This window comes from Mycetohabitans sp. B8, from assembly GCF_021991875.1.
Lineage (GTDB): Bacteria > Pseudomonadota > Gammaproteobacteria > Burkholderiales > Burkholderiaceae > Mycetohabitans.
Genome location: NZ_JAHLKR010000019.1, coordinates 26998 through 52768 on the forward strand (window position 1 = coordinate 26998; position 25771 = coordinate 52768).

At 63.4% G+C, this 25771-nt stretch carries 24 protein-coding genes; 3 read left to right on the top strand and 21 right to left on the bottom strand.

Annotated features, from left to right (window positions below):
- The first annotated feature begins 123 nt into the window (after positions 1-123).
- The 3 genes from leuA to KQH60_RS10790 all read left to right on the top strand — a co-directional run bounded on the left by leuA (position 124) and on the right by KQH60_RS10790 (position 2514).
- Complete coding sequence (gene leuA, locus KQH60_RS10780) at positions 124-1851, top strand: 2-isopropylmalate synthase (RefSeq protein ID WP_237576450.1); 1728 nt, start codon at positions 124-126, stop codon at positions 1849-1851.
- Between the two features lie 53 nt (positions 1852-1904).
- Entirely contained in the window at positions 1905-2135 is a 231-nt protein-coding gene (locus tag KQH60_RS10785) for a hypothetical protein (protein ID WP_237576451.1), read from the top strand.
- A gap of 127 nt (positions 2136-2262) precedes the next feature.
- Entirely contained in the window at positions 2263-2514 is a 252-nt protein-coding gene (locus KQH60_RS10790) for a hypothetical protein (RefSeq protein ID WP_237576452.1), read from the top strand.
- Between the two features lie 270 nt (positions 2515-2784).
- Here the strand turns inward: KQH60_RS10790 and KQH60_RS10795 are convergent, their stop codons facing one another.
- The 21 genes from KQH60_RS10795 to sdhA form a co-directional block, all read right to left on the bottom strand.
- The gene (locus KQH60_RS10795; RefSeq protein ID WP_237576453.1) at positions 2785-4005 is read right to left on the bottom strand and encodes an O-succinylhomoserine sulfhydrylase; all 1221 of its coding nucleotides are present in this window, start codon (positions 4003-4005) and stop codon (positions 2785-2787) included.
- A 28-nt stretch (positions 4006-4033) separates the two neighbouring features.
- Complete coding sequence (purF, locus tag KQH60_RS10800) at positions 4034-5569, bottom strand: amidophosphoribosyltransferase (RefSeq protein WP_237576454.1); 1536 nt, start codon at positions 5567-5569, stop codon at positions 4034-4036.
- A gap of 36 nt (positions 5570-5605) precedes the next feature.
- A complete protein-coding gene (locus KQH60_RS10805; protein ID WP_368669342.1) occupies positions 5606-6112 on the bottom strand; it encodes a CvpA family protein in 507 nt (168 codons plus the stop codon).
- Positions 6113-6127: 15 nt separating this feature from the next.
- Positions 6128-6985, bottom strand: coding sequence for an SPOR domain-containing protein (locus KQH60_RS10810; protein ID WP_237576455.1), 858 nt, complete (start codon positions 6983-6985; stop codon positions 6128-6130).
- A gap of 56 nt (positions 6986-7041) precedes the next feature.
- On the bottom strand, positions 7042-8367 hold the full coding sequence (gene folC, locus KQH60_RS10815) for a bifunctional tetrahydrofolate synthase/dihydrofolate synthase (RefSeq protein ID WP_237576457.1): 1326 nt from the start codon (positions 8365-8367) through the stop codon (positions 7042-7044).
- Positions 8368-8395: 28 nt separating this feature from the next.
- Positions 8396-9268, bottom strand: a complete 873-nt coding sequence (gene accD, locus KQH60_RS10820; protein WP_237576458.1) for an acetyl-CoA carboxylase, carboxyltransferase subunit beta — start codon at positions 9266-9268, stop codon at positions 8396-8398.
- 43 nt (positions 9269-9311) lie between these two features.
- A complete protein-coding gene (trpA, locus tag KQH60_RS10825) occupies positions 9312-10115 on the bottom strand; it encodes a tryptophan synthase subunit alpha (RefSeq protein WP_237576459.1) in 804 nt (267 codons plus the stop codon).
- Positions 10102-11010, bottom strand: a complete 909-nt coding sequence (locus KQH60_RS10830) for a site-specific DNA-methyltransferase (RefSeq protein ID WP_237576754.1) — start codon at positions 11008-11010, stop codon at positions 10102-10104. Before KQH60_RS10830 ends, trpA begins: the two co-directional genes overlap by 14 nt.
- A 29-nt stretch (positions 11011-11039) precedes the next feature.
- Entirely contained in the window at positions 11040-12233 is a 1194-nt protein-coding gene (trpB, locus tag KQH60_RS10835) for a tryptophan synthase subunit beta (RefSeq protein ID WP_237576460.1), read from the bottom strand.
- A gap of 48 nt (positions 12234-12281) precedes the next feature.
- Entirely contained in the window at positions 12282-13001 is a 720-nt protein-coding gene (locus KQH60_RS10840; RefSeq protein ID WP_237576461.1) for a phosphoribosylanthranilate isomerase, read from the bottom strand.
- Positions 12994-13794, bottom strand: a complete 801-nt coding sequence (truA, locus tag KQH60_RS10845) for a tRNA pseudouridine(38-40) synthase TruA (protein WP_237576462.1) — start codon at positions 13792-13794, stop codon at positions 12994-12996. The genes KQH60_RS10840 and truA overlap by 8 nt, the downstream gene beginning before the upstream one ends.
- 11 nt (positions 13795-13805) lie before the next feature.
- Positions 13806-15353, bottom strand: coding sequence for a FimV/HubP family polar landmark protein (locus KQH60_RS10850; protein ID WP_237576463.1), 1548 nt, complete (start codon positions 15351-15353; stop codon positions 13806-13808).
- A 185-nt stretch (positions 15354-15538) separates the two neighbouring features.
- A complete protein-coding gene (gene asd / locus KQH60_RS10855) occupies positions 15539-16660 on the bottom strand; it encodes an aspartate-semialdehyde dehydrogenase (protein WP_237576464.1) in 1122 nt (373 codons plus the stop codon).
- 348 nt (positions 16661-17008) lie between these two features.
- Positions 17009-18082, bottom strand: a complete 1074-nt coding sequence (leuB, locus tag KQH60_RS10860; protein WP_237576465.1) for a 3-isopropylmalate dehydrogenase — start codon at positions 18080-18082, stop codon at positions 17009-17011.
- Between the two features lie 58 nt (positions 18083-18140).
- Positions 18141-18794, bottom strand: a complete 654-nt coding sequence (gene leuD / locus KQH60_RS10865; RefSeq protein ID WP_237576466.1) for a 3-isopropylmalate dehydratase small subunit — start codon at positions 18792-18794, stop codon at positions 18141-18143.
- A gap of 94 nt (positions 18795-18888) precedes the next feature.
- Positions 18889-19029, bottom strand: coding sequence for an entericidin A/B family lipoprotein (locus KQH60_RS10870; protein WP_237576467.1), 141 nt, complete (start codon positions 19027-19029; stop codon positions 18889-18891).
- A 21-nt stretch (positions 19030-19050) separates the two neighbouring features.
- A complete protein-coding gene (gene leuC / locus KQH60_RS10875; protein ID WP_237576468.1) occupies positions 19051-20460 on the bottom strand; it encodes a 3-isopropylmalate dehydratase large subunit in 1410 nt (469 codons plus the stop codon).
- 1166 nt (positions 20461-21626) lie between these two features.
- Positions 21627-22928: a citrate synthase gene (gene gltA, locus KQH60_RS10880; protein WP_237576469.1), complete on the bottom strand. Its 1302-nt coding sequence runs from the start codon at positions 22926-22928 to the stop codon at positions 21627-21629.
- A gap of 51 nt (positions 22929-22979) precedes the next feature.
- The gene (locus KQH60_RS10885) at positions 22980-23249 is read right to left on the bottom strand and encodes a succinate dehydrogenase assembly factor 2 (protein WP_237576470.1); all 270 of its coding nucleotides are present in this window, start codon (positions 23247-23249) and stop codon (positions 22980-22982) included.
- 7 nt (positions 23250-23256) lie between these two features.
- A complete protein-coding gene (locus KQH60_RS10890) occupies positions 23257-23961 on the bottom strand; it encodes a succinate dehydrogenase iron-sulfur subunit (RefSeq protein ID WP_237576471.1) in 705 nt (234 codons plus the stop codon).
- Positions 23962-23991: 30 nt separating this feature from the next.
- On the bottom strand, positions 23992-25767 hold the full coding sequence (gene sdhA / locus KQH60_RS10895; RefSeq protein WP_237576472.1) for a succinate dehydrogenase flavoprotein subunit: 1776 nt from the start codon (positions 25765-25767) through the stop codon (positions 23992-23994).
- Positions 25768-25771 lie beyond the last annotated feature (4 nt).

The window sequence follows — 25771 nt, forward strand, 5'->3', positions numbered from 1 at the left end:
GAAGCACCCCTGAATCCCCTGATCTGACTACCTGGCCCCGGTAACCGACCGGCGGTCTTGTTCGTCCATGCCTTCCGGTCGCCATGCCGGCCCGATGTTTTTCAACCCTTGGCGAGACGAACCATGCTGAAAGACCCTTCAATTAAATACCGTCCTTTTACGCCGATCGAGCTGCCGGATCGTGTCTGGCCCACGCGCACGATCACCCGCGCGCCGATCTGGATGAGCACCGATTTGCGCGACGGCAACCAGGCGCTGTTCGAGCCGATGGACGCCAAGCGTAAGATGCGTCTGTTCAAGTCGCTGGTCGCCATGGGTTTTAAAGAGATCGAAGTCGCCTTCCCCTCCGCCTCCGAAACGGATTTCAACTTCGTGCGAGAGTTGATTGAAGGCGGCCACATCCCCGACGACGTGACAATCGAAGTGCTCACACAAGCACGCGAAGACTTGATCGAGCGCACGTTCGCATCGCTGCGCGGTGCACCGCGTGCGATCGTCCACCTGTACAACGCCACCGCGCCGGCATTTCGCCGCATCGTATTCGGCACCGACCGCAATGGCGTGCGACAACTGACGGAGCGGGCCGCCCGCTTGATCAAGCAACTCGCGGACGCGGTGCCCCAAACACGGTTCACGCTGCAATATAGCCCGGAGACTTTTACCGCGACCGAGCTGGACTTCGCCAAGGAAGTCTGCGATGCGGTGTTCGACATCTGGCAGCCCAGCCCGGAGCACAAGGCGATCGTCAACCTGCCCGCCACCGTCGAGATGGGGACACCGAATTTCTACGCGGACCAGATCGAATGGATGCACCGTCACCTGGCGCGGCGGGACTCGCTGATCCTGTCCGTGCATCCGCATAACGACCGCGGCACGGCCGTCGCCGCGGCAGAGCTCGCGGTCATGGCCGGCGCGGATCGGATTGAAGGATGCCTGTTCGGCAATGGCGAGCGCACTGGTAACGTGGACCTCGTGACACTCGCGCTGAACCTGTACACACAAGGCGTGGACCCGGGCCTGGACTTCTCGCAGATCAACGAAATCGCGCGCACTGCCGAAGCATGTACTCAACTGCCTGTGCATCCGCGCCACCCGTACGCGGGTGACCTGGTGTTCACCGCGTTCTCGGGCTCTCACCAAGATGCAATCAAGAAAGGCTTCGCCACACAGCAGGCCCATGCCTTCTGGGAAGTCCCTTACCTGCCAATCGATCCAGGCGACCTGGGCCGTACCTATGACTCGATCATCCGCGTTAACAGTCAATCCGGCAAAGGCGGTATCGCATACCTGCTCGAACAAGGCTATGGCATCGCGCTGCCACGGCGGCTGCAGGTCGATTTCAGCGCCGCGGTACAGCGGCACACCGACGACAGCGGCCAGGAGGTCAGCGCCGCACAAATCTGGGCGTTGTTCCAGCAGGAATATGCTCGCAACGATGCGCCGCTGCGCTACATCGGCCACGAATTGTCCCAGCACGAAGGCGGCGAATCCATCGCGGTCACGGTTCAGATCCATGGCCGCCAACAGGTTCTGACCGGCACGGGCAATGGTCCACTCGATGCGCTGATGCACGCGCTGCGCACGCCGCTGCGCATTCAGCACTATGAGGAGCGCGCGTTGACCCAGGGCGCCGACGCGCAGGCCATCGCCATCGCGGAACTGGCCGGCCCCGCCGTGTGCGGCAGCGCATTCGGCGTCGGCATGGATGCGAATCTGACAACTGCGTCGATCCGCTCGGTCGTGAATGGTGTGAACCGGGCCTATGCGCGCTGTGACGCCACAAGGCAACGCACGTTCTTCGATGCCATACAGCAGGCATCCGCCAACGCCGGCGTCAGCCGGGCTGCGTAACATCCCAGTTCAACGTATGCACAGGCGCCCGGCGACGATACACCGGGTTTCGTATGCACTTGCGCCTGGAACGAGCCCTTCCACCACAGGGCACCGTAGTACACGCGCTGCCCGATGTCGAGGTCAATCGCATTCGGCGTCGCTTTCACGCCGCCCTTCAGCGTGTGCAGGCAGGGATCGATCTCGAGCAGCCCGACATGGCTTATCTGCTGCCGCAACTCGTGCGCGAACTCGTCGTCGCGCGCGGCACGCCTATCGTCCGATGCGGCGCGATGCCGCAATGAACGGAAACAATCATGACGGAACGGCAGCCCGGTACCCGTGGTCCAACCCCGTCATTGGACATCGCCGCCCGGCAGCCTTCCCCTTGCCGGCGGCCAGCATTGCAAAAACCTTGCAGACACCCAGCGCATGAACGCCGATACTGTCAATACGCCGTCACCGCGCAAGCCGTTGTTGCGCCGCCTATTGAGCCACCATGAAATAGCCACGCTGCTGCTGTTGCTGCACGCGCCGGCCGGCGCGCTCGCCGCCAAGCCGGATGTCGCCACGCTGGCGGAGGTCGGCCTAGTACGCATTGTCGATTCGTCGGAGAGCGGATCGCACGTCGAGCTGACTCCCGAAGGCGATGCAGTGCTGCGCACGTTGACCGCGTCGCGCTGATTGCGCCATCAGCGCCCTGGACGTCGCGGGGATGTCGCGGCGGACCTGGTACGCGCCGGCGCCGCGACGCCAGCCATCCGCCGCTAAGCTGGCACACGAGCCGTCCGGCCAGCATCAATGCGCAGCCGGCCATCGCGCGCAACGACCGGCGCCGCAATGGAAGCGTGGGACATTGCCCGACAATGGTTGTCGGCAGCCGACGCGTCGCGCAAGCTCGCCTGAGCGGCGGGCCATTGTGGGCGCGGCTACGTGAGCCTATCGTCAAGACGGTCAGCCGTTCAGACCGCGCTCCAGGTCGCGCTTCAAGTCATCGACCCCTTCCAGGCCGACCGACATCCGAATCAAGCCTTCGGTGATACCAGCAACCGCTCGGGCCTGCGGCGTGATCCGCGCATGCGTGGTGGTCGCCGGATGGGTCAGCGTGGTACGCGTGTCGCCAAGATTACCCGTGATCGAGCAGATCCTCGTGCCGTCAATCACGCGCCATGCGTTAGCACGCATCTGCTCGGGCGAGTCGCCCTCAAGCTCGAACGATACGATCGCGCCACCGGCACGCTGCTGACGCTGGGCGAGCGCGTGCTGCGGATGCGACTGGAGCCCCGGATAGAAGACCCGGTTCACCGCCGGATGCGTCTCCAGCCAACGCGCCAACTCGAGTGCATTGGCTGACTGCCGCTCGAGCCGCACGTGCAGCGTCTCCATGCCCTTAAGCAGCACCCATGCGTTGAACGCGGACAGCGTCGGGCCGGCGCTGCGCACGAACGGGAACACCCTCTCCATCAACAGCTGCCGCGCCCCCACCAGCGCGCCGCCGAGCACGCGACCTTGGCCGTCCAGATACTTGGTGGCCGAGTGCATCACCACGTCTGCCCCAAGCTTCAGCGGCTGCTGCAACGCCGGGCTACAGAAGCAGTTGTCGACGACGAACAACGCCCCTGCCTGCTTCGCAATCTGGCTCACCGCTTCGATGTCCGACACCTCGGTGAGCGGATTCGACGGCGTCTCCAGAAAAAACATCCGGGTGGTGGGCGCCACCGCGCGACGCCAGGCATCCAGGTCGGACGGATCGACGAACGTCGTCGTGATGCCCAGCCGCGGCAGCATCTGCGCGAACATGCCGAGCGTCGAGCCAAACAGGCTCCGAGAACTGACGATGTGTTCACCGGCCTGCAGCACTGACAATACAATCGACAGGATAGCGCTCATGCCGGAAGCGGTCGCGATGCAAGCCTCACCGCCTTCGAGCGCCGCCAGACGGTCCTGGAACATCGATACCGTCGGATTCGTGAAGCGCGAATAAGTGAAGCTGTTTTCGGAGTCGGCAAAGCGCTCGGCGGCCTGCGCCGCGCTGTCGAAACAGAAACTCGAAGTCAGCAGCAACGCTTCGGAGTGCTCGTTGAACGGCGTGCGCCGCGTACCGGCACGCACCGCCAGCGTATCGCTGGACAATCCTTGCAAGTCCCCGTCGGGCGGGTGCAGAAAATCGTTCACGGATGACGTTCGCCGATGGATTGCTTGCTTATTCAACCGCCAAATGCAGGTGCAGTTGTGAGCGATCGTTGCCTTCGCCGGCCGCATCCCGGTCCGACTGCGACGCCCGATCGAGCCGCACCCGTTCGATCTTGCTTAGATACTCGGTCGTCACGTCGCCGGTGATGTAGTGGCCATCGAAACACGATGCCTCGAAATTCTGCAGCTGCGGGTTCGTGTCACGCACCGCCTGCTTCATGTCCTCGACGTCCTGGTAGACGAGCGCATCGGCGCCGATGATCTGCGCCACTTCCTGGTCGGTCCGACCGTGCGCCACCAATTCACCGCGGGTCGGCATATCGATACCATACACATTCGGGAACCGCACTGGCGGTGCCGCCGAGGCAAAGATCACCTTGTTCGCGCCGGCGTCGCGCGCCATTTGCACGATCTCTTGTGACGTGGTGCCGCGCACGATCGAGTCATCGACGATCAGCACGTTGCGGCCCTTGAATTCGACCGCCATCGCGTTGAGCTTCTGGCGCACCGACTTCTTACGCACTGCCTGACCCGGCATGATGAAGGTACGGCCAACATAGCGGTTCTTGAAGAACCCTTCGCGATATTCGATATTGAGCTTCTTGGCGACCTGCATCGCCGCCGGCCGCGACGAATCAGGAATCGGCATCACGACATCGATCTGCATGCCGGGCAGCGTGCGCTTGATCTTCTCGGCCAAGTAGTCGCCCATGCGCAGCCGCGCGTCATAGACGGGCACGCCATCGAGTACCGAGTCAGGCCGCGCCAGGTAGACCAACTCGAAGATACACGGGTTTAGGCTGGGATGCTGTGCGCATTGCTTAGCGTGCAGCTTGCCATCCATGCCGATGAACACGGCTTCGCCGGGCGCCACGTCCCGCACGAACTCGAAACCAATGCCCTCGAGCGCGACCGATTCGGACGCAATCATCCACTCGGTGCCCTGCGCGGTGTCGTGCTTGCCGATGGCCAGCGGTCGGATACCATGCGGATCGCGAAACGCCAGCAACCCGTATCCGGCAATCAGCGCGACGATCGCATAAGAGCCCTTCACGCGCCGGTGCACGCCGGACACCGCCTTGAAGATCGCGTCAGGCTCCAGCGAGAATCCGGTCGTGGCTAACTGCAGCTCGTGTGCGAACACGTTGAGCAATACCTCGGAATCGGAACTCGTATTGATGTGCCGGCGATCGATGCGGAACATCTCGTCTTTGAGCTGTTCCCAGTTCGTCACGTTGCCGTTGTGCGCGAGGATGACGCCGAACGGTGCATTCACGTAGAACGGTTGGGCTTCCTCCGCACTGCTGGCCGAACCGGCGGTCGGATAGCGGACCTGGCCAATCCCGCAGTTGCCAGGCAACGAGCGCATGTTGCGCGTGCGGAACACGTCGCGCACCATGCCGTTTGCCTTGTACATGTGGAACGTGCTGCCGTTGGCCGTTGCAATACCGGCCGCGTCCTGGCCACGATGCTGCAGCAAGAGCAAGCTGTCGTAAATCAGCTGATTGATGGGAAACTGGGAAATTACGCCTACGATGCCGCACATGGCATGTCCTTCATAGAAATTGAATCCGGGTGCCGCTCAGAAATGCACGTACGCTGCGATCGCGGCCGGCAGGAACGGTTTCAGTTCGCGCACGCCATGCTCGGCGTAAGGCCTGAACATCGCGTTGCGCCAAAAATCCTGTCGCGGCAGCTCGGTCAACCCGGCGACCGCCACCAATACGAGTACCAGCAGCACGCCTCGTATCAGCCCAAATAGTATGCCCAACGTGCGATCGACGCCGCGCAGCCCGCCGGCGTCGGCAAGCCGGGTAAGCAGCGCACCGACCACGCCAGAGACAGCCAGTACAGCCGCCGCCAAGCCGAAGAACACGACCAGATACTGCGTCAGCACGCCGCCAGGCCAGTTCGCCGGCACATAGCGCGCCAGTGCTGGCGCATAGACCGCGGCGACAATGAACGCGACGATCCACCCGATCAGGCCGAATACCTCCGCCAGCAGCCCCCGCCACATTCCGCGCAGCGCCGACAGGCCAATGAGCGCGACCACGGCGTAGTCGAAAGCGGTTAACGTCGCGTCTGTCACTTTGTCAGCCGTTCTCTACTGCGTACGCTTGCTGTCGCCGCCCGAGGTCAAGCCGGCCTCGCGCACCTTCCTCACCGCGGCAGCGGCCGCCGAACGATCAGCGAAGGGCCCGGCGCGCAATAGGATGCGCTCGCGGCCATCGGACTGGCGCCGGCGCTCGACATAGGCTGGCACGCCGAGCGCCTTCAACCGACCCACCCAATCCCGAGCGACAGCATCGCTGTTCAGCGCGCCCAGTTGCACCACGTAGCGATTGCCGGCTGGCGCATTCGGCGTACCACCGGGGCTCGACGCGTCGAATGGCGCATCCGCACCGCTTTGCGCTCGAGCGCGCCCGGTTTCCATCGCAGTCTTGCGCCGCGGCGGCGGCGCGGTGGTCGGCGGCGTGCCGGACGGCACCGTGCCGGGCTTGGCCGTCATATTGACCGCTCCACTGGCCAACGCAGTAGCGTTGCGTGGCGGTGTCGTGGCGCGTGCGGCATCATTGGCGCCATACGCTCCGTTCGCGGTAGTAGGCGGCGGATTGCCCGGCGCCGCAGCCGGCATCCCATCATCGTCATACCCATGTGACGATGCCGGCGCCGATTCGGGCCGCGCCGGAATCTGAATGGCGATGTCGTCGGTAAAGGGCTTGGGGTGAGAGTCGAGAATCATCGGCAGTGCAACCACGGCCGCCACGACCAGCGCAATCGCACCGACCAGGCGCCGACGCGCGCGCTGTTTCTCAGGCAGCGTCGGATCGAGCAGCATCGCGTCCGGCTCCGTACCGCGCTCGGCACGCCGCTCGCTGCGGTTCGTGCGGCCGGCACGGCTCCCCGACGTGGTCCGGGACGCGCCCGCGTCGTCTTTGCTGCCGAAGGAAAACAATCCCATATGTGGCTCGTGGCGGCGCCGGCAGGCCGGTCTGCCCGGCTCGCGCGCCGCGCGGATCAATGATGCTGCATCTTACGGTAGGCCATCACGCCGGCTACCGTATAGAAACTGCCGAAAACCACGATTCTATCATTTTCGGATGCCCGGCTGAGGGCATCCTGATAGGCCAGCTGCGGATTCGCGAACCGCCGGATCGACGCGTCCGACGGCGCGTCAGGGTCGCCGCGCGCCCCACCCAGCGCCTCCAATGTCTGTTCGATGTCGATCGCACGGGCCGCGCGCGGCGTGGGTAATTCGGTCACGCACCAATGGTCGACCTCGCCTTTCAAGCGTGCAAGCACGCCGGCGATATCCTTGTCGGCCATCGCGCCGAACACCGCATAGGTGTAAGGGAAATAGCCCATGTTGCCCAGATTCTGTGCCAGCACCGCGGCCGCGTGAGGATTATGCGCGACATCAAGCACAATCGCCGGTTTGCCGGGCAACACCTGGAAGCGCCCGGGCAGCTCGACGCTGACCAGCCCGAGCCGGATATCCTGCGCGCTGACCGGCAGACGCTCGCGCAGCGCCTCAAGCGCAGCGAGCGCCGCCGCGGTATTGAGCAACTGGTTTGCGCCGCGCAGCGCCGGATAGGCCAGTGCCGCGCGTTTCAGCGAGCGGCCGCAGTAGCTCCATTGCTGCCGCTCGCTGCCGGCATGACCTTCGTAGTGAAAGTCGCGGTTAAATAGCCACAGGTCGGCGCCGATCGCCTCGGCATGCTCGACCACACTATGCGGCGGCAACGGATCGCCGACGATCGCCGGCTTGCCAGGACGAAAAATCCCCGCCTTTTCGCGGCCAATCTGCTCCCGCGTGTCGCCAAGGTAATGCTGGTGGTCCAAATCCACGCTGGTGATGACCGCACAATCGGCATCGATGATATTCACCGCGTCGAGCCGGCCGCCCAGGCCGACCTCCAGGATCACCGCATCGAGCTGGCGCGAGGCGAACAAGCGCATGATCGCCAGCGTCGTGAACTCGAAGTAAGTCAGTGACACCGGCTCGGGCAACGACAACCGTGCAACCTCGACCGCCTCAAAATGCGGCAGTAGTTCGTCATCGGTCGCATTGCGGCCGTCCACGCGTGCGCGTTCGTTAAACTCGAGCAGGTGTGGCGACGTGTGGCACCCGACGTGGTAGCCGGCACGCAGCAAAATCGCTTCCAGGATCGCGCACGTCGATCCCTTGCCGTTGGTGCCGCCCACCGTGATCACCGGGCAGTCGAACTGCAGGCCGAGCGCTGCCTTGACGCGTCCAATGCGCGCCAGCCCCATGTCGATACCGACTGGATGGGCGGTTTCCAGATGCGCGAGCCAATCCTGAAGCGTTGCGAAAACAGTCATGACAGCCCCAGTGTCGAGCGCCACCGCTTCACGCGACCGCGTCCGCCGGCTGGTGCGTCAACAGCGCGATCAGCCGGGCAATTTCCTCGCGCATCTTGCGCCGATCCACGATCATGTCAATCGCGCCTTTTTGCAGCAGGAATTCCGAACGCTGAAAGCCCTCTGGCAGTTTCTCGCGCACCGTCTGCTCGATCACGCGCGGGCCGGCGAAGCCGATCAGCGCGCGAGGCTCAGCCATCACGACATCGCCCAAGAACGCGAAGCTGGCCGACACGCCGCCCATCGTCGGGTCCGTCAGCACTGAGATGAACGGCAACTTAGCCTCGGAGAGCTTCGTGAGCATCGCCGTAGTCTTAGCCATCTGCATCAGCGATAGCACGCTTTCCTGCATCCGCGCGCCGCCCGATGCGGCAAAGCAAATAAACGGGACCTGCTGCTCGAGCGCGTTCTTTGCGCCGCGCACGAAGCGCTCGCCGACGACCGAGCCCATCGAGCCCCCCATGAACGCAAACTCGAAGCAGGCGACCACCACTGGCAATGTGTGGATCGCCCCGCCCATCACGACCATCGCGTCGGTCTCGCCGGTATCGTCCATCGCGTCCTTGAGCCGATCCGGGTATTTACGGCTGTCCTTGAACTTCAGCGCGTCGACCGGCACGATCTCCTGGCCGATTTCATAGCGGCCCTCCGGATCGAGCAACACGTCCAACCGCTCGCGCGCACCCATCCGCATGTGGTGATCGCACTTCGGACACACGTGCAGGTTGGCCTGCACATCATTGCGGTAAAGCACCGCCTCGCAGTTCGGGCACTTGACCCACAGTCCTTCCGGGATGCTCTTGCGGCTGCGCGGATCCGTTTGCTTAATCTTCGGCGGCAGCAGTTTATCCAGCCAACTCATGAAAGCTCCTCGATGCGTAGGTTCGTCGCGGCATGCGCCGGGCTCAAGCCGCGTGGTCCAGCGCGTGCCGCACCTCGGCGACAAACGCCTTGAGCACGTGCGCGGCGTCCTGCCCGGGCGTGTGCTCGAGCAGTTGGACAATGCGGCTGCCGATCACGACCGCGTCGCTAACCTGAGCGACCGCACGGGCCGTGGCGGCATCGCGAATGCCAAAACCGACTCCAATCGGCAAAGGCACCCGCGCCTTGATGGCCGGCATTTTACCTGCGATGCTGGAAACGTCGAGATTTGCCGCACCGGTCACGCCCTTGAGCGACACATAATAGACATAGCCGCTCGCCACGCGCCCAAGCGCGGCAATGCGCTCGTCGGTGGACGTTGGCGCAAGGAGGAAGATCGGATCGATGCCGTGGCCACGCATCGTATCGGCGAATTCGGCGGCTTCCTCGGGCGGATAGTCGACCACCAGCACGCCATCGACGCCGGCCTCGCGCGCCGCGGCGCCGAACGCCTCGCATCCCATCCGCTCGATCGGGTTCGCGTATCCCATCAGCACCACGGGTGTGTCACGGTCACGCTCACGAAACACGCGCACGTCGTCGAGCACGCGCCGCAGCGTGATGCCGCGCGCCAGTGCCCGTTCGGACGAGCGCTGGATCACGGGGCCGTCGGCCATCGGGTCCGAGAACGGCACACCCAGCTCGATCACGTCGGCACCGCCAGCGGCCAGCGCGTGCATAAACTCGACAGTGCGCGCCGGATCGGGGTCGCCCGCAGTCATGAAGGGAATCAGCCCCTTGCGTCGATCGCGGGTCAGCGCCGCAAACTTCGTTTTAATTCGGGACATGGAATGAAGTCTCGTCTAAAGTTGCGCGGCCTGCCTCAAGTTCAGCCAATCGCCGACGGGCAAGCGCGCAGTATTCAGGATTGATCTCGTAGCCGACAAAGCGGCGCTGGTGCCGTGCGCAGGCTACCGCGGTGGTGCCGCTACCCATGAACGGATCGAGCACCAGACCGCCCGGCGGGCAGCTAGACAGCACCATTCGCTCGATGATCTCCAGCGGCTTTTGCGTCGGATGCGCGACGCGCTCGGCATGCTGGCGGTGCAGGCGCGACACCGACCAGACGTCCTTCGGGTTGTAGCCGAGTTCGAGCCATTTGCTGCCTTCGAAAATACGCCGCGAGCGGGCCTTCTTCGTGACAGGATCGTACGGGATACGCACCGAGTCCAGGTCGAAGTAATAGTCTTTGGACACTGCGAAAAAACCGATGTTGTCGTGCACTGACGTGAACCGGCGCGTCGTGCCGCCCATGCTCGGCACGCGCCGATCCCAGATGATCTCGTTGATCATCGTGAGCCGGCGCTTCAAGAAGCAGAAGATCTCCGGCGCATATTGCCACGTGCAGAATACATACAGTGAGCCGCTCGGCTTAAGCTTTGAAATCGCCAACTCGAGCCAACGGCAGGTCCACGCGATGAAATCCTGGCCGTTGCGCTTATCCGAATCATTGCCATAGTCCTTGCCCAGCCCGTATGGCGGGTCGGCCAGAATCAGGTCGATCGACTGATCCGCCAAGCTGCCCACGTCGGCGAGGAAATCACGATTGCGCAATGCAATCCCCGGCGAGATGGCGCACGGCTGCAGCGCGTTAAGCGCCAACGCGAAGTCGCGCCCGCCGCCGGCCGGCTCGCCGTGATGATCGTCAGGTCTGACGCGTTCGCTGAATTCGTCGCCGCCCATCGTGATCGATGTCGTATCGCGCGGCGTGCTCAAAACGCAATGCCGGCGCGCTCGGCCACCGTATGCATGTCCTTGTCGCCGCGGCCCGACAAGTTCACCAGCAGCAACTGGTCACGCGCCAGACTCGGCGCGAGCTTCGCTGCATACGCAAGCGCGTGGCTGGACTCGAGCGCGGGAATGATGCCTTCGATGCGGCAGCAGTCGTGAAACGCCTTCAGTGCCTCATCATCCGTGATCCCGACGTACTGTGCACGGCCAGTATCGTGTAGCCACGCATGTTCCGGCCCGACACCCGGATAGTCCAGCCCCGCGGAAACCGAATGCGTATCGATGATCTGCCCGTTCTCGTCTTGCAACAAATAGGTGCGGTTACCATGCAGCACGCCAGGCGTGCCACCGATCAGCGATGCCGCGTGCCGGCCGGTGTCCACTCCGTCGCCGGCCGCCTCCACGCCGATCAATTGCACCGACGTATCGTCAATGTAAGGATAGAAAATGCCCATCGCATTCGAGCCGCCCCCCACGCATGCAATCACCGCGTCCGGCTGGCGGCCGACTAGCTCGGGCATCTGCACCCGACACTCGTCGCCGATCACGCGCTGAAAGTCCCGCACCATCATCGGATACGGATGAGGGCCGGCCACGGTGCCGATGATGTAGAACGTGTTCTCGACATTCGTGACCCAGTCGCGCATCGCCTCGTTCAGCGCGTCCTTCAGCGTGCGCGAGCCCGAGTCGACCGGCACGACGGTCGCCCCAAGCAGCTTCATCCGATAAACGTTCGCCGCCTGCCGGCGCACATCCTCGGCGCCCATGTACACCACGCATTCCATGCCAAGGCGCGCGGCGATCGTCGCCGTGGCCACACCGTGCTGGCCAGCGCCCGTCTCCGCGATGACGCGCGGCTTGCCCATGCGGCGCGCCAGCAACGCCTGGCCGATTACGTTGTTGACCTTGTGTGCACCAGTGTGATTCAAGTCCTCGCGCTTCAAGTAGATCTGCGCACCGCCGAGCAGCTCACTCCAACGCTGTGCGTGGTAGATCGGCGACGGACGGCCGACGAAATGCTTCAACTCGCGTGCATATTCGTCGACGAACTCGGGGTCCTGCCGGTATTGGTCGTACGCATCACGCAGCTCGGCGAGCGCATGAACCAAGGTTTCGGCGACGAACACGCCACCATAAGGGCCGAAGTGGCCACGTTCATCAGGCAAGTTGTACATTGCGTCACTCTCGTCAGACTGGGCCCGCTTGTCACGCGAGCCCACTATTCACCGGGCGCCCATCGCGGCCGCTGCCGCATCCGCGGCCCGCACGGCATCGACGAACGCCGCCATTCGGGCACGATCTTTCACACCCTTTGCACCCGGCACTTCGATGCCGCTGGACACATCCACGGCATACGGGCGCACTCGGTGAATGGCGTCAGTGACGTTTTGCGCGCTCAACCCACCACTTAAAACGGCCTGACGCGCGATGTCTGCTGGAATAAGTGACCAATCGAAAACCTTTCCGCCTCCGCCATAGCCGGCGATCAGCGTGTCGAGCAGCAAGCCCGTCGCGCAAGCATAGTTGACGGATGATTCTACCAAATCAACCGGCCGGGTATCCGGTCCGACACGTAGGGCGCGCAGCCAGCGCAAACCCGCGCGTCCCGCCAATGCAGCGCAGCGCTGCGGCGTCTCGTCGCCGTGAAATTGCACCATGCCGAGCGGCACCGCATCGAGCACCTGATCGAACAGCGCGTCATCGGCATTGACGAACAGCCCCACCACGGTCACGAATGCTGGGACACGGCGTGCCAGCGCGGCGGCAAGCTCGATGCTCACGCAACGCGGGCTAGGCGCGTAGAAGACCAGTCCAATCGCATCGGCGCCCAGTGCGACCGCGCAATCGACGTCTTGCTCAGTGGACAAGCCACACAGCTTCACGCGCGTGCGCCGCGCGTGGCAGGCCGGCGCAGCGGCCCTGGTGAGTGCGGGCTCAGTCACGATTCCATACCTCGCTGAACGGCAAACTAGAGAGATTGGGCAGCGGCACGCCGAAGTCGTCAGGATAGCCCACCTGCGCCAGATAGAGGCCGTCCGGCATGAACGTCGGCGCCGCGTGCTTACGCTCGCGAGCGGCCAGCACTTCGGCCATCCAACAGGCCGGATGCCTGCGCCGCCCCACCGACACCAGGCAGCCCATGATGTTGCGCACCATGTGGTGCAAAAACGCATTCGCGCGAAAGCGCAAATGCACGAACGGCCCGTGCTCGACGATATCGATCGCATACAGGTGCTTAACGGGGGTCTTCGCCTGGCAATCGGATGAGCGAAACGACGAAAAATCGTGCTCACCGATCAAATACCCGGCGGCCTCGCGCATCGCCTCGACATCCAGCGGCGTATGAACCCACCCGGCGCGCGTCGCGAGCATCGGTGAGCGCACCGGATGCACATACAGCACATAGAAATACGTGCGCTCGAACGCCGCAAAGCGCGCGTGAAAAGTCGGCGGCACCGGCTTGGCCCACTGCACTGAGACACTGGGCGGCAAGAACGCGTTGACTCCACGAACCCACGAAAATTCCGCCCGGTCGAGCTGTGTATCGAAATGCACGACTTGACCGAGCGCATGCACGCCCGTGTCGGTCCGGCCGGCGACGACAGTAGGCAGCGGCACTTGCGCGAACTGCTCCAGCGCACGCTCGAGCACGTTCTGCACCGTATTGCCGTGCGGCTGTGCCTGCCAGCCGCAGAACGCGGCGCCGTCATACTGGAGTCCCAGCGCAATGCGCATCGCCACCCTGCTCAAAGCGGCGCGAGCGCGGCGTGCAGCGCCTGCGCCTCTTCGAGCGTCGTCGGATCGTTCGACGCGATGACTTCGTTGACCAATGCGCGCGCGCCCGCCGCATCGCCCAACTTCATGGATTCGACGGCCAGATTGAGCTTGTTACGGGCGATCGCGGCGCGTTCGTCCGGCGCCAGTGCGACGGACGGTTGTGTGGCCAGCGGCGGCAAATCAAGATCGAAATCGAGGTTCAATGCGCCGAAATGGGCAGCACCGAGGCGGGGCGGCGGCGCAACGGAGGGTGGTAGGGCCATCGGCGCGTCGCGCTCGACGGCGACGAGCTGCGCACTGGCAATCGCCGCCTCATACCCGCTCGACGTCGTGGACGGCAGCGGCGGCAACGATAGCTCCAGCGAGGCCAGCGCGGCAGCGGCGTGTGCCGGAAAGTCGGGCGCCAGCGGCGTATGCCGCTCACCGGCGTGCGTTGCCGTGACGCTCGGCGATTCGGCTGTGGGAGTGGCTAAAACAGCACCCGATAACAGCGGCGCGGCGGCCCCCGCCGTCGCGGCGACACCCGTGGCCGCCGCGCCGACGACGGCGGCTTGCAACGCCCCATCGCCGGCATGAGCTGCCGTGCCGTCAGACGGCTCGGATCCAGTCCGCATCGCACAGGCACGATGCGGCAAACCGCCATCCGGCGCACGAGCCGCGCCCACTCGAGTCTCCTCGCGCGGGCCAACGCCCTGTGCATCACTCATGTCGCCGGTAGCTGCCGCGCGCCGCCGTCGTCGCACCCACGCGAGCAGCCCCCCCACTAGCAGGAACGCCAGCGCAGCCGCACCCGCCGCGATCGCTGGCGGCAGACGTAGCGGAGCGCCCGTGTGGGCCGGTGCATGGGTCATACCTTGGCTCGCCACCACGGCAGATGTCGAGACCGCGCGCGACGCGAACGGCGGCGTCGAGGCGACCGAGCCTGGCTCCGGCACAAGGGCTGCCATGTCCACGGTAGCCGGCGTGCTCGCTTGATGAGCCGGCATCCCCCCGGCTTGCGACGCAGACGCCGTGGACGCGCCAGAGGTCACGCCCAGGATGACGCGAGAGGAGGCCCCCGAGGACGCGACGCCACCCGGCGCGGCACGGCCCGCAACCGACGCATGGGCGCCGGGGGTCGTCGCCCCGTCCGACGCCGCGGGCGGCAGTGAATTGCCGGCGGCTCCCGACGCGGACATCGCCGACGCCGCGGCCGTCACCGTTGCCGCCGCGCCGTCGGGTACCTGGATCACCGCGCCGATCTTTAAGCGGTTCGGATCGCGCCCCATGAACGCACTGGGATTGGCCTCGAACAATAGTGCCACCATCCTGTCACGCATCGCTCGGTCGTTGGACTGGACCACGGCACTGGCTATGTCGGTCAGCGACTGGCCGGGCTTGATGACAAAACGATTGGAGCCGTCGGCAGCTGACGCGCCGGTATCCGTTTCGGCTGCCGCCGCGCCTGGCGACGACACTACAACCGTTACCGTCACCGCCACGGCGCCCACGCGCGCGCCCCATGCTCGAACACTCATTGATACTCCTGCCTCGCCGCGATGCATGCTAACCTGAGCCGCCGTTGGCCCGTGCCGCACGCCGGCGCCGATCCCAGTCGGCTTTTGATCACAAAAAACAGCATCTTAAAACGAAAAAGGCGCCACGCAGCGCGCAACGCCCTTGTCTTTCGCGCGCACGGGCGCGCGCGTTGCCCGTTGGTGGATCAACGTTCGAGCACAATGCGCAACATCCGGCGTAGCGGTTCGGCAGCGCCCCACAGCAACTGGTCGCCGACTGTGAATGCCGACAGGTATTCGCCGCCCATCGCGAGCTTGCGCAACCGACCGACCGGCACCGACAGCGTGCCGGTCACGTTGGCCGGCGATAGTTCGCGCATCGACGCGTCGCGCTCGTTCGGCACGACCTTCACCCAATCGTTCGCCGTCGCCAGCATCTGATGGATCTCGTCGAGCGGCACATCCTTCTTCAGCTTGATCGTCAATGCCTGCGAGTGGCAACGCATGGCACCGATGCGCACGCACAAACCATCGACCGGGATCGACCCCGGCTCGCCGGCGGCTGGACGACCGAGAATCTTGTTCGTCTCGGCGCCGCCCTTCCATTCCTCCTTCGACATGCCGTTGCCCAGGTCCTTGTCAATCCATGGGATCAGCGCACCGGCCAGCGGCACGCCGAAATGCTGGGTCGGCATCGCGTCACTGCTCATCGCGCACGACACGCGGCGATCGATGTCCAGGATGGACGACGCGGGATCGGCCAGTTGCGACTCAACCGCGCCATGCAGCGTTCCCATCTGCGACAAAAGCTCGCGCATGTTTTGCGCGCCAGCCCCGGACGCGGCCTGATACGTCATCGCGGTCACCCAGTCGACCAGGTCGTGCTGGAACAATCCGCCCAGCGCCATCAGCATCAAGCTCACAGTACAATTCCCGCCGATGAAATCGCGTCCGCCACGCACCAGCGAATCACGAATCACGTCGAGATTGACTGGATCCAGGATGATCACCGCATCGTCCTTCATCCGCAGCGCGGATGCCGCGTCGATCCAGTAGCCCTTCCAGCCGGCTGCGCGCAATCTCGGATAGACGTCGTTCGTATAGTCGCCACCCTGACACGTAATGATCGCGTCGCAGCGCTTTAGCTCGTTGATATCGGACGCGTCCTTGAGCTTCGTGTCCGTATTCGCGAATGCCGGCGCCGCACCGCCCGCATTGCTGGTACTGAAGAAGACCGGCTCTATCAGGTCGAAATCGCGCTCCTGTTGCATGCGTTGCATCAGGACGCTGCCGACCATGCCGCGCCAACCAACGAGACCTACGTTCATGACTTACCTTCGGGATCGATTCTTCCCCGCATCGGTCCCCAGTGTGACCGCGCGGGGAAGATGAGGCGGACACGACTCAACACGATCAAGTTTTGATCGTGTTGCGGGTGCGAATAATCGTCGTGCCAATAGGCGTGCGATGCGCCGCGCGAACGCGCACCCATTTCCGCTCGCGCGAACGCGCGCGCCGACCATCACTAACGATCGTGGCAACTAGGTTCGTGAAACGGGGTGCTGGCATCATGTTGCGCAGTGTACACGAAATTGTGGTGCGATGGCGCCAAACCGGTTCAAAAAGCGAACCGATTCAGCGACTTGCACCCTCTCGGACAAATCGCCTGAGCGGCATCAGCGCGCCAGCGCCGCGATGACCGCATCGCCCATTTCGCGCGTGCCGACTTGCTTACAGCCCGGCGTGACAATGTCCGCCGTGCGATAGCCTTGCGCGAGCACACGCTTGACCGCGTCCTCGATCCGGTCGGCCTGCTCGGCGCGCCCAAGCGAGTAACGCAACATCATCGCAGCCGACAGGATCGTCGCGAGCGGATTGGCCACGCCCTTGCCCGCGATATCCGGCGCCGAGCCGTGCGACGGCTCATACAGGCCCTTGTTGTTCGCATCGAGCGACGCGGAGGGCAGCATCCCGATCGAGCCGGTCAGCATCGCGGCTTCGTCGGACAGGATATCGCCGAACATGTTGCCCGTAGCAATCACGTCAAATGCCTTGGGCGCCTTCACCAGTTGCATCGCCGCGTTGTCGACATACATATGCGATAGTTCAACATCCGGATAGCTGCGCGCCACATCGATCATGACGTCCTTCCACAGTTGCGACGTCTCCAGCACATTGGCTTTGTCGACCGACGTCAACCGCTTCGCGCGCTTTTGCGCGGCCTGAAAGGCCACGTGCGCGATCCGCCGCACCTCCGGCTCCGCATAGCGCATCGTGTCGAAACCCTCGCGGCTGCCGTGGAACGGGCCGTCCGGCGCGTCGCGCAGACCGCGCGGCTGGCCGAAGTAGATATCGCCGTTCAGTTCGCGCACGATCAAGATGTCCAGTCCGGACACGATCTCCGGCTTCAGCGATGACGCACCGGTCAACTCCGGATAGCAAATCGCCGGACGAAAATTCGCGAACAACTGCAAGTGCTTGCGCAAGCCAAGGATTGCCTGCTCCGGGCGCAACGCACGCTCGAGCTGGTCGTATTTCCAATCGCCGACCGCGCCGAACAGGATCGCGTCCGCGTGCCTGGCCAGCGCCAGCGTGGCGTCCGGCAACGGGTGCCCGCTTGCCTCGTAACCGGCGCCCCCGACCGGCGCCTGCTCTAGCTCAAAGCGCTCGTCGAGCGCGTTCAGGACTTTTACCGCCTCGGTGACGATTTCCGGGCCAATCCCATCGCCCGGCAACACGGCAATTTTCATACGTTCCATTCCAAAGACATTGAATCGAAAGGCGCAACGTGCGGCGACGCGTGCCGCCTCAACCGACAAGGCGATTGTTCAGCCACGGTTGACGGGCCAGTCGCTCGGCCTCGAACTGACGAATCCGGTCGGCATGACGCAGCGTCAGACCGATGTCGTCGAACCCGTTGAGCAGGCAGTACTTGCGAAACGGCGCGATGTCGAACTCGAACGCGTGGGCGCCGTCCACGGTGCGCACCTGTTGCTGCTCCAGGTCGATCGTCAGTTGGAAGCCGTTGAATGCGGCCGTGTCGTTGAACAGCCGGTGCACATCGGAGCCGTGCAACACGATCGGCAGCAAGCCGTTCTTGAAGCAGTTGTTAAAGAAGATGTCTGCAAAGCTGGGCGCGATGATCGCCCGGAAGCCATACTGCTGCAACGCCCACGGCGCATGCTCGCGTGAACTGCCACAGCCGAAGTTCTGGCGTGCAAGCAGGATCGAGGCGCCCTGGTAGCGCGGCTGGTTCAGCACGAAATCCGGATTCAGCGGCCGCTTCGAGCAATCCTGGCCCGGCTCCCCATGGTCCAAGTAGCGCCATTCGTCAAACAGATTGGGACCAAAGCCCGTGCGCTTGATCGACTTCAGGAACTGCTTCGGAATGATGGCATCGGTGTCGACATTGTCGCGATCGAGCGGTGCGACGATACCCGTATGAACGACGAATTTTTCCATGACTTCCTCGAATGGAATCGAGTTCTGATCGGACCAGGTCGGGCCCGCCGTCGCGGGCCGTGTGCGTGACCCGCGACCTGCGGCGCGACCCGCGTTACTCCGCGGCCTTCTTGATCGCCGCGCCGGCCTCGCGCATGTCCTGCCCGAAACCCGACACGGTGTTGCATCCGGCGATCGCGGCACAGCCCAGCACCGCTGCGGCCACCCCGAACCACCTGATGAATACGCGTTTCATTCTTGTACGCTCCTCGTTGCGTCAGGCCAGCCGACGCACGTCAACAAAATGACCTTCGATGGCCGCCGCGGCCGCCATCGCTGGGCTGACCAGGTGCGTGCGCCCGCCGTTGCCCTGGCGCCCCTCGAAATTGCGATTCGATGTCGATGCGCAGCGCTCGCCCGGCTCGAGGCGGTCCGCGTTCATCGCCAAGCACATCGAGCAACCCGGCTCGCGCCATTCAAACCCGGCGTCCTTGAATACCTTGTCGAGCCCCTCGCGCTCGGCCTGCGCCTTCACGAGCCCGGAACCCGGCACGACCAGCGCCTGCCGGATGCTCGGCGCAATGCGCCGCCCGAGCTGGCGCACCACATGCGCGGCCGCGCGCAGATCCTCGATCCGCGCATTCGTGCAGGAGCCGATAAAGACCTTATCGAGCCTGATCGCCTGGATCGGCGTATCAGGCTCCAACGCCATGTACTGGAGCGCACGCTCCATCGCAGCGCGCTTGACCGGCTCCTTCTCGCGCCCCGGGTCCGGCACCTGTGCGTCGATCGAGGTGACCATTTCCGGCGACGTGCCCCATGTCACTTGCGGCACGATCTGCGCGGCATCCAGTTCGACGACGCGGTCGAAACACGCGCCTTCATCGGAGCGAAACGTGCGCCAATATTGCGCGGCCTGCTCGAACTCGGCGCCCTTCGGCGAGAACGGCCGCTCGCGCAGATAGTCGATTGTCGTGCCGTCAACCGCTACCATCCCGGCACGCGCGCCGGCCTCGATGGCCATGTTGCACACGGTCATGCGAGCTTCCATCGACAGCGCACGGATCGTCGAGCCGCCGAATTCAATCGCGTAGCCGGTGCCGCCCGCCGTGCCGATGCGCCCGATGATTGCAAGCACGATGTCCTTGGCCGTGCATCCACGCGGCAACACGCCATCGACTTTGATCAGCATGTTCTTGCTTTTTTTCTGCAACAACGTCTGCGTGGCCAGCACGTGCTCGACCTCGGACGTGCCGATGCCGTGCGCGAGCGCGCCGAACGCGCCGTGCGTCGACGTGTGAGAATCGCCGCATACGATCGTCATGCCAGGCAACGTCGCGCCCTGCTCCGGTCCAATGATGTGAACGATGCCCTGCCGCTGGTCGTTCATCTTGAATTGCGTGATGCCATAGGCGCCACAGTTGGCGTCCAACGTATCAACCTGCAGCTTGGACACCGGATCGGCAATGCCGTGGCTGCGGTCGGTGGTCGGCACGTTGTGGTCCGACACCGCCAGGTTCGCGCTGATGCGCCACACCGGTCGCTGCGCCAGCTTCAGGCCTTCGAATGCCTGTGGCGAAGTGACCTCATGCAGCAGGTGCCGATCGATATAGAGCAGCGTGGTGCCGTCTTCCTCGGTATGGACGACGTGCGAATCCCACAATTTGTCATACAGGGTCTGGGGCATGGCATTCAGTCTCGGGTCAGTGCGGGACCGTGGTATTGAAGGGACACCGTAGGTTGATATTGCTTAGGTCCACACACCGATTATGCCAGCAGCACGGGCCGATTCGCTACCCCCTTTATAAAAAACATCATAAAAAACAAGTGTTTATGGTGGTATTTTCAATACCTGGATAAATACTGCCAGCTTCATTGGGCACGCCGAACAGCGCTGGCCGTGCGCTGACCGTACACTGACCGTGCGCGGGCCGATGCACCCGCCACCCCGCGTCCGCCGCACAACTCGTTTGTCCCGACATAAGGCTCGCCTGTCAGAGCGAACCAAGCGTGGACCTCCCGCGCTACGCTTTTCCCGTGCGGCATCGGTCGATGAATTTCGGGTTTCCCCTCTTTGTTCGTTATACTGACCAAAACTGCCGGACCCGATACTGCATGCATACCGGTTCGATGCGACGACACACGACAATCGCGGCGTGAACCGGGACAGGGATACGGGACACTCATGGCAGTCGCCCCTCCTCCCGTTGCGCGATCGCCTCGTTATTCTCGCGTCAATATTTGGAGATGAACATTCCCCAAGTTACTGGCCTTGACGATTTCCGGCATCGCGACACCGGCGTTAGCAGCATGCGGCGGCGGGAACGGTAAATGGCAGGTCGCGAGCCTCGAGATCACTCGCTTCCAATACGAAGCGCGATCTGTACCGCGCCGCACCAGGGTTGATGCCCGACGAGAACGGATTGGATGCCCGACGAGAACGAATTAGGCCTGATTGCCGAGCGCAATATTCAGTGTGCATTTCGTCAGCGAGCCAAGCCGCGTATCAAAGCTTGGGCACGCATCGCCACTGCGGGCGGATAGCCGTCGCAAAGGCGCCGAATAGCGTCCGGCCGGACGGTCTCTCGCGCACTTCCGGCCGGTTCCCTGGCCCCGCCTACAACAATCCCGACGCGGGAAAAGCGCGCGGGCCAGAGGCGCCTGCTCGGCACCGCTGACCCGCTCTGTCCTCGGCCTAATCGACGTTGACTATCAGTTCACGTAGACCGCCAACTCATGTAGACCGCCAGCTCATGTAGACTGCTAGTTCACGCAAACTGCCGGTTGACACAAGCTGCCGGTGGCGAGCCGCGAGCCGCCGGATACCGACGGCCGCAACACGCCGCTGCGCGCTTACCGCTTATCGATCGGCTTGGCCTCGCGCGGCGTATGGCCAATGAACAATTGACGTGGACGGCCGATCTTTTGCTCCGGCTCGGAGATCATCTCGCTCCATTGCGCGATCCAGCCTACCGTGCGGGCCATCGCGAAAATACACGTGAACATCGACGTCGGAATACCGAGCGCGCGCTGCACGATGCCGGAATAAAAGTCCACGTTCGGATACAGCTTGCGCGAGACGAAATACTCATCCTCGAGCGCGATTTTCTCCAACTCCATCGCCAACTTGAACAGCGGATCGTCGTGCAAGCCAAGCTCGCCCAGCACTTCGTAGCATGTCTCGCGCATCAGCTTCGCGCGCGGATCGTAGTTCTTGTACACGCGGTGGCCAAACCCCATCAGCTTAACGCCGGAGTTTTTGTCCTTAACCTGCTTGATGAACTCGGGAATCTTGTCCGGCGAGCCGATTTCCTCGAGCATGTTCAGCGCCGCCTCATTGGCGCCGCCGTGTGCCGGCCCCCACAGGCACGCGATACCGGCGGCGATACACGCGAACGGGTTCGCGCCGGACGAGCCGGCCAACCGCACGGTCGACGTCGATGCGTTTTGCTCATGATCCGCGTGCAGGATCAGGATACGGTCGAGCGCGCGCACTAGCACGTCGTTGACCTCATATTCCTCGCACGGGTTCGCGAACATCATGCGCATGAAGTTCGCGCTGTACGACAGGTCGTTACGCGGATAGACGAATGGCTGGCCGATGCTGTACTTGTAGGCCATCGCGACGAGCGTCGGCAGCTTCGCGATCATCCGGATCGCCGATACGTCACGATGACGCGGATCGTTGATGTTCAGCGAATCGTGGTAAAACGCCGACAGCGCACCGACCGCCGCCGTCAAGATCGCCATCGGATGCGCGTCGCGGCGAAAGCCTCGGAAGAAGAACTGCATCTGCTCGTGGACCATCGTGTGCTTGGCCACCGTGTCGACAAATTCCTTCTTCTGCTGTTGGTTCGGCAAATCGCCCTTGAGCAGCACATAACAAGTCTCGAGGAAGTCCGCGTTCTGCGCCAACTCTTCGATCGGGTAGCCGCGGTACAGCAACTCGCCCTTGTCGCCATCGATGTAGGTGATCGAGGAGTTGCACGACGCGGTGGACATGAACCCCGGGTCATACGTGAATTTGCCGGTCTGGCCGTACAGCTTGCGAATGTCGATCGCATCGGGGCCCATCGTGCCCTTGTAGATCGGCAGTTCGACACTCGGCGAATTGTCGCTGAACGATAGCGTGGCTTTAACGTCTGACGGGGTCATGGCACATCCTCAATCGTGGTATAGGAAACAATTTGCGATATGACGCACGAATCACACCGTACGCAGCCAACCCAGTACGCGCGCCACGTCGGGTGTCGCAAGGGGTGCACCGGGTTCGCTGCGCGAGAGCAATAGGTCCATCAGTTCGTTATCGGACAACTCCAGCAGTTGCGTGAGCGCACCCACGTCCGCGTCGCTGAGTTCATGTTCATATCGGCTGAAAAAACGCTCAAAAATCAGATCGTTTTCCAGCAGGCCGCGTCGCGCGCGCCAGCGAAGCCGCGCGCGACGAGTAGGATCGGACTGATGAGACGATGACACGTCAGCCTCAAACCGCCCGGCGCACCATCAGTTCCTTGATCTTGCCGATCGCCTTTGTCGGATTGAGCCCCTTCGGGCACACGTCGACGCAGTTCATGATCGTGTGGCAACGGAACAGACGATACGGGTCTTCCAGGTTGTCCAGCCGCTCGCCGGTTGCCTGGTCGCGGCTGTCGGCGATAAATCGGTACGCTTGCAACAAGCCTGCCGGGCCGACGAACTTGTCCGGGTTCCACCAAAAGCTGGGGCACGACGTCGAGCAACTCGCACACAGGATGCACTCGTACAGGCCGTCGAGCTCGTCACGCTCGTCGGGCGACTGCAACCGCTCCTTCTCCGGCGGTGGCGTGTCGTTGATCAGGTACGGCTTGATCGAGTGATACTGGTTGAAGAACTGCGTGAAGTCGCAAATCAGGTCGCGCACCACCGGCAGACCCGGCAACGGACGCAGCACGATTTTGTGCGGCAGATCGTTCAGGTTCGTCAGGCACGCCAGCCCGTTCTTGCCGTTGATGTTCATCGCATCCGAACCGCACACGCCTTCGCGGCACGAGCGGCGAAACGAGATCGTCTCGTCGATTGACTTGAGCTTGACCAGCGCGTCGAGCAGCATCCGGTCATGCGAGTCGAGCTCGATCTCGTACGTCTGCATGCGCGGCGCGGCGTCCTTGTCCGGATCGTAGCGGTAGATTTCAAAAATACGTTTTGCCATGTTCGTTTCCTTTGACTTGCTGCGCGTCGCTCAGAAGGTCCGCGGCTTTGGCGGGACCGAATCGACCGTCAACGGCTTCATGTGGACCGGCTTGTAGTCCAGACGGTCGCCTTCGCTGAACCACAGCGTATGGCGCAGCCAGTTTTCATCGTCGCGGTGCTCATAGTCGCTCTGCGCGTGCGCACCCCGGCTTTCCTTGCGCGCTTCGGCCGACACCATCGTCGCACGAGCGACTTCGGTCAGGTTGGCCAACTCGAGCGCCTCGACGCGCGCCGTATTGAACACTTTCGACTTGTCCTTCAAATGCACGTCGCCAGCGCGCGCGCACACTTCGCGGATCTTCACAACACCTTCGGCAAGCAGCTTGGATGTGCGGAACACACCCGCATGCGCCTGCATCGTCTTGCGGATGTCCGCCGCCACCGCCTGCGTGTACTCGCCCGACGTGGACGCATCGAGCTTGGCCAGCCGCGACAACGCAAAATCGGCCGCATCGGCCGGCAGCGGCTTGTGCTCCTTCACGTCTTTCACGTGCTTGATGATGTGGTTGCCAGCCGCGCGGCCGAACACCACAAGGTCCAGCAACGAGTTCGTGCCGAGCCGGTTCGCGCCATGGACCGATACGCACGAGCATTCGCCGACCGCATAGAAGCCGTTGACCGGCTCCTTGTGGCCTTTCGGCGTGCCGACGACCTGGCCATGAATATTCGTCGGGATGCCGCCCATCTGGTAATGGATCGTCGGCACCACCGGAATCGGCTCCTTGATCGCATCGACGTTCGCGAACTTCAGCGCGATCTCGCGAATCGACGGCAGGCGCTTCATGATCGTTTCCGCGCCGATGTGCGACAGGTCCAGCAGCACGTAGTCCTTGTTCGGACCACAGCCGCGCCCTTCCTTAATTTCCTGATCCATCGAGCGCGACACAAAATCGCGAGGCGCCAAATCCTTCAGCGTCGGCGCGTAGCGCTCCATGAAGCGCTCACCGTTCGCGTTGCGCAGGATGCCGCCTTCGCCGCGCACCCCTTCGGTGATCAACACGCCGGCGCCCGCAACGCCGGTCGGGTGGAACTGCCAGAACTCCATGTCCTGCAGCGCGATGCCAGCACGGGCGGCCATCCCGAGACCGTCGCCGGTATTGATGAACGCGTTCGTCGACGCATTGAAGATGCGCCCGGCCCCACCGGTCGCGAACAGCGTACACTTGCCCTCGAGAATGTAGACGTCACCGGTTTCCATCTCGAGCGCGGTTACGCCGAGCACGTCGCCTTCGGCGTCGCGGATCAAATCCAATGCCATCCATTCGACGAAGAAGTGCGTCTTGGCCTGCACATTCTGTTGGTACAACGTATGCAGCAGCGCGTGGCCGGTGCGGTCCGCGGCCGCGCAAGCGCGTTGCACCGGTTTCTCGCCATAGTTCGCGGTATGGCCGCCGAATGGGCGCTGATAGATCGTGCCGTCAGGATTGCGGTCAAACGGCATGCCGAAGTGCTCAAGCTCATAGACCGCGTTCGTCGCCTCGCGGCACATGAACTCAATCGCGTCCTGGTCGCCAAGCCAGTCCGAGCCCTTGATCGTGTCATAGAAGTGATAGTGCCAGTTGTCCTCGCTCATGTTGCCAAGCGATGCGCCGATGCCCCCTTGCGCGGCCACCGTGTGCGAGCGGGTCGGGAACACCTTGGAGAGCACGGCGACCGACAGGCCGGCCTTCGCCAGTTGCAGCGACGCACGCATCCCGGAGCCGCCAGCGCCGACAATCACTACGTCGAACTTGCGACGCGGCAGCGAATTTTTGATTGCAACCATGCTT

Bases quoted from the DNA above. Each gene is read 5' to 3' on its own strand.
- leuD (WP_237576466.1), bottom strand. From the start codon at position 18,794: ATGGAAAAATTCGTCGTTCATACGGGTATCGTCGCACCGCTCGATCGC.
- purF (WP_237576454.1), bottom strand. From the start codon at position 5,569: ATGTGCGGCATCGTAGGCGTAATTTCCCAGTTTCCCATCAATCAGCTG.
- sdhA (WP_237576472.1), bottom strand. From the start codon at position 25,767: ATGGTTGCAATCAAAAATTCGCTGCCGCGTCGCAAGTTCGACGTAGTG.
- KQH60_RS10890 (WP_237576471.1), bottom strand. From the start codon at position 23,961: ATGGCAAAACGTATTTTTGAAATCTACCGCTACGATCCGGACAAGGAC.
- asd (WP_237576464.1), bottom strand. From the start codon at position 16,660: ATGAACGTAGGTCTCGTTGGTTGGCGCGGCATGGTCGGCAGCGTCCTG.
- KQH60_RS10830 (WP_237576754.1), bottom strand. From the start codon at position 11,010: ATGGGCGGCGACGAATTCAGCGAACGCGTCAGACCTGACGATCATCAC.
- KQH60_RS10870 (WP_237576467.1), bottom strand. From the start codon at position 19,029: ATGAAACGCGTATTCATCAGGTGGTTCGGGGTGGCCGCAGCGGTGCTG.
- accD (WP_237576458.1), bottom strand. From the start codon at position 9,268: ATGAGTTGGCTGGATAAACTGCTGCCGCCGAAGATTAAGCAAACGGAT.
- KQH60_RS10850 (WP_237576463.1), bottom strand. From the start codon at position 15,353: ATGAGTGTTCGAGCATGGGGCGCGCGCGTGGGCGCCGTGGCGGTGACG.
- folC (WP_237576457.1), bottom strand. From the start codon at position 8,367: ATGACTGTTTTCGCAACGCTTCAGGATTGGCTCGCGCATCTGGAAACC.
- KQH60_RS10790 (WP_237576452.1), top strand. From the start codon at position 2,263: ATGAACGCCGATACTGTCAATACGCCGTCACCGCGCAAGCCGTTGTTG.
- trpA (WP_237576459.1), bottom strand. From the start codon at position 10,115: ATGTCCCGAATTAAAACGAAGTTTGCGGCGCTGACCCGCGATCGACGC.
- truA (WP_237576462.1), bottom strand. From the start codon at position 13,794: ATGCGCATTGCGCTGGGACTCCAGTATGACGGCGCCGCGTTCTGCGGC.
- leuC (WP_237576468.1), bottom strand. From the start codon at position 20,460: ATGCCCCAGACCCTGTATGACAAATTGTGGGATTCGCACGTCGTCCAT.
- gltA (WP_237576469.1), bottom strand. From the start codon at position 22,928: ATGACCCCGTCAGACGTTAAAGCCACGCTATCGTTCAGCGACAATTCG.
- trpB (WP_237576460.1), bottom strand. From the start codon at position 12,233: ATGTACAACTTGCCTGATGAACGTGGCCACTTCGGCCCTTATGGTGGC.
- KQH60_RS10810 (WP_237576455.1), bottom strand. From the start codon at position 6,985: ATGGGATTGTTTTCCTTCGGCAGCAAAGACGACGCGGGCGCGTCCCGG.
- leuA (WP_237576450.1), top strand. From the start codon at position 124: ATGCTGAAAGACCCTTCAATTAAATACCGTCCTTTTACGCCGATCGAG.
- leuB (WP_237576465.1), bottom strand. From the start codon at position 18,082: ATGAAAATTGCCGTGTTGCCGGGCGATGGGATTGGCCCGGAAATCGTC.
- KQH60_RS10785 (WP_237576451.1), top strand. From the start codon at position 1,905: ATGCACTTGCGCCTGGAACGAGCCCTTCCACCACAGGGCACCGTAGTA.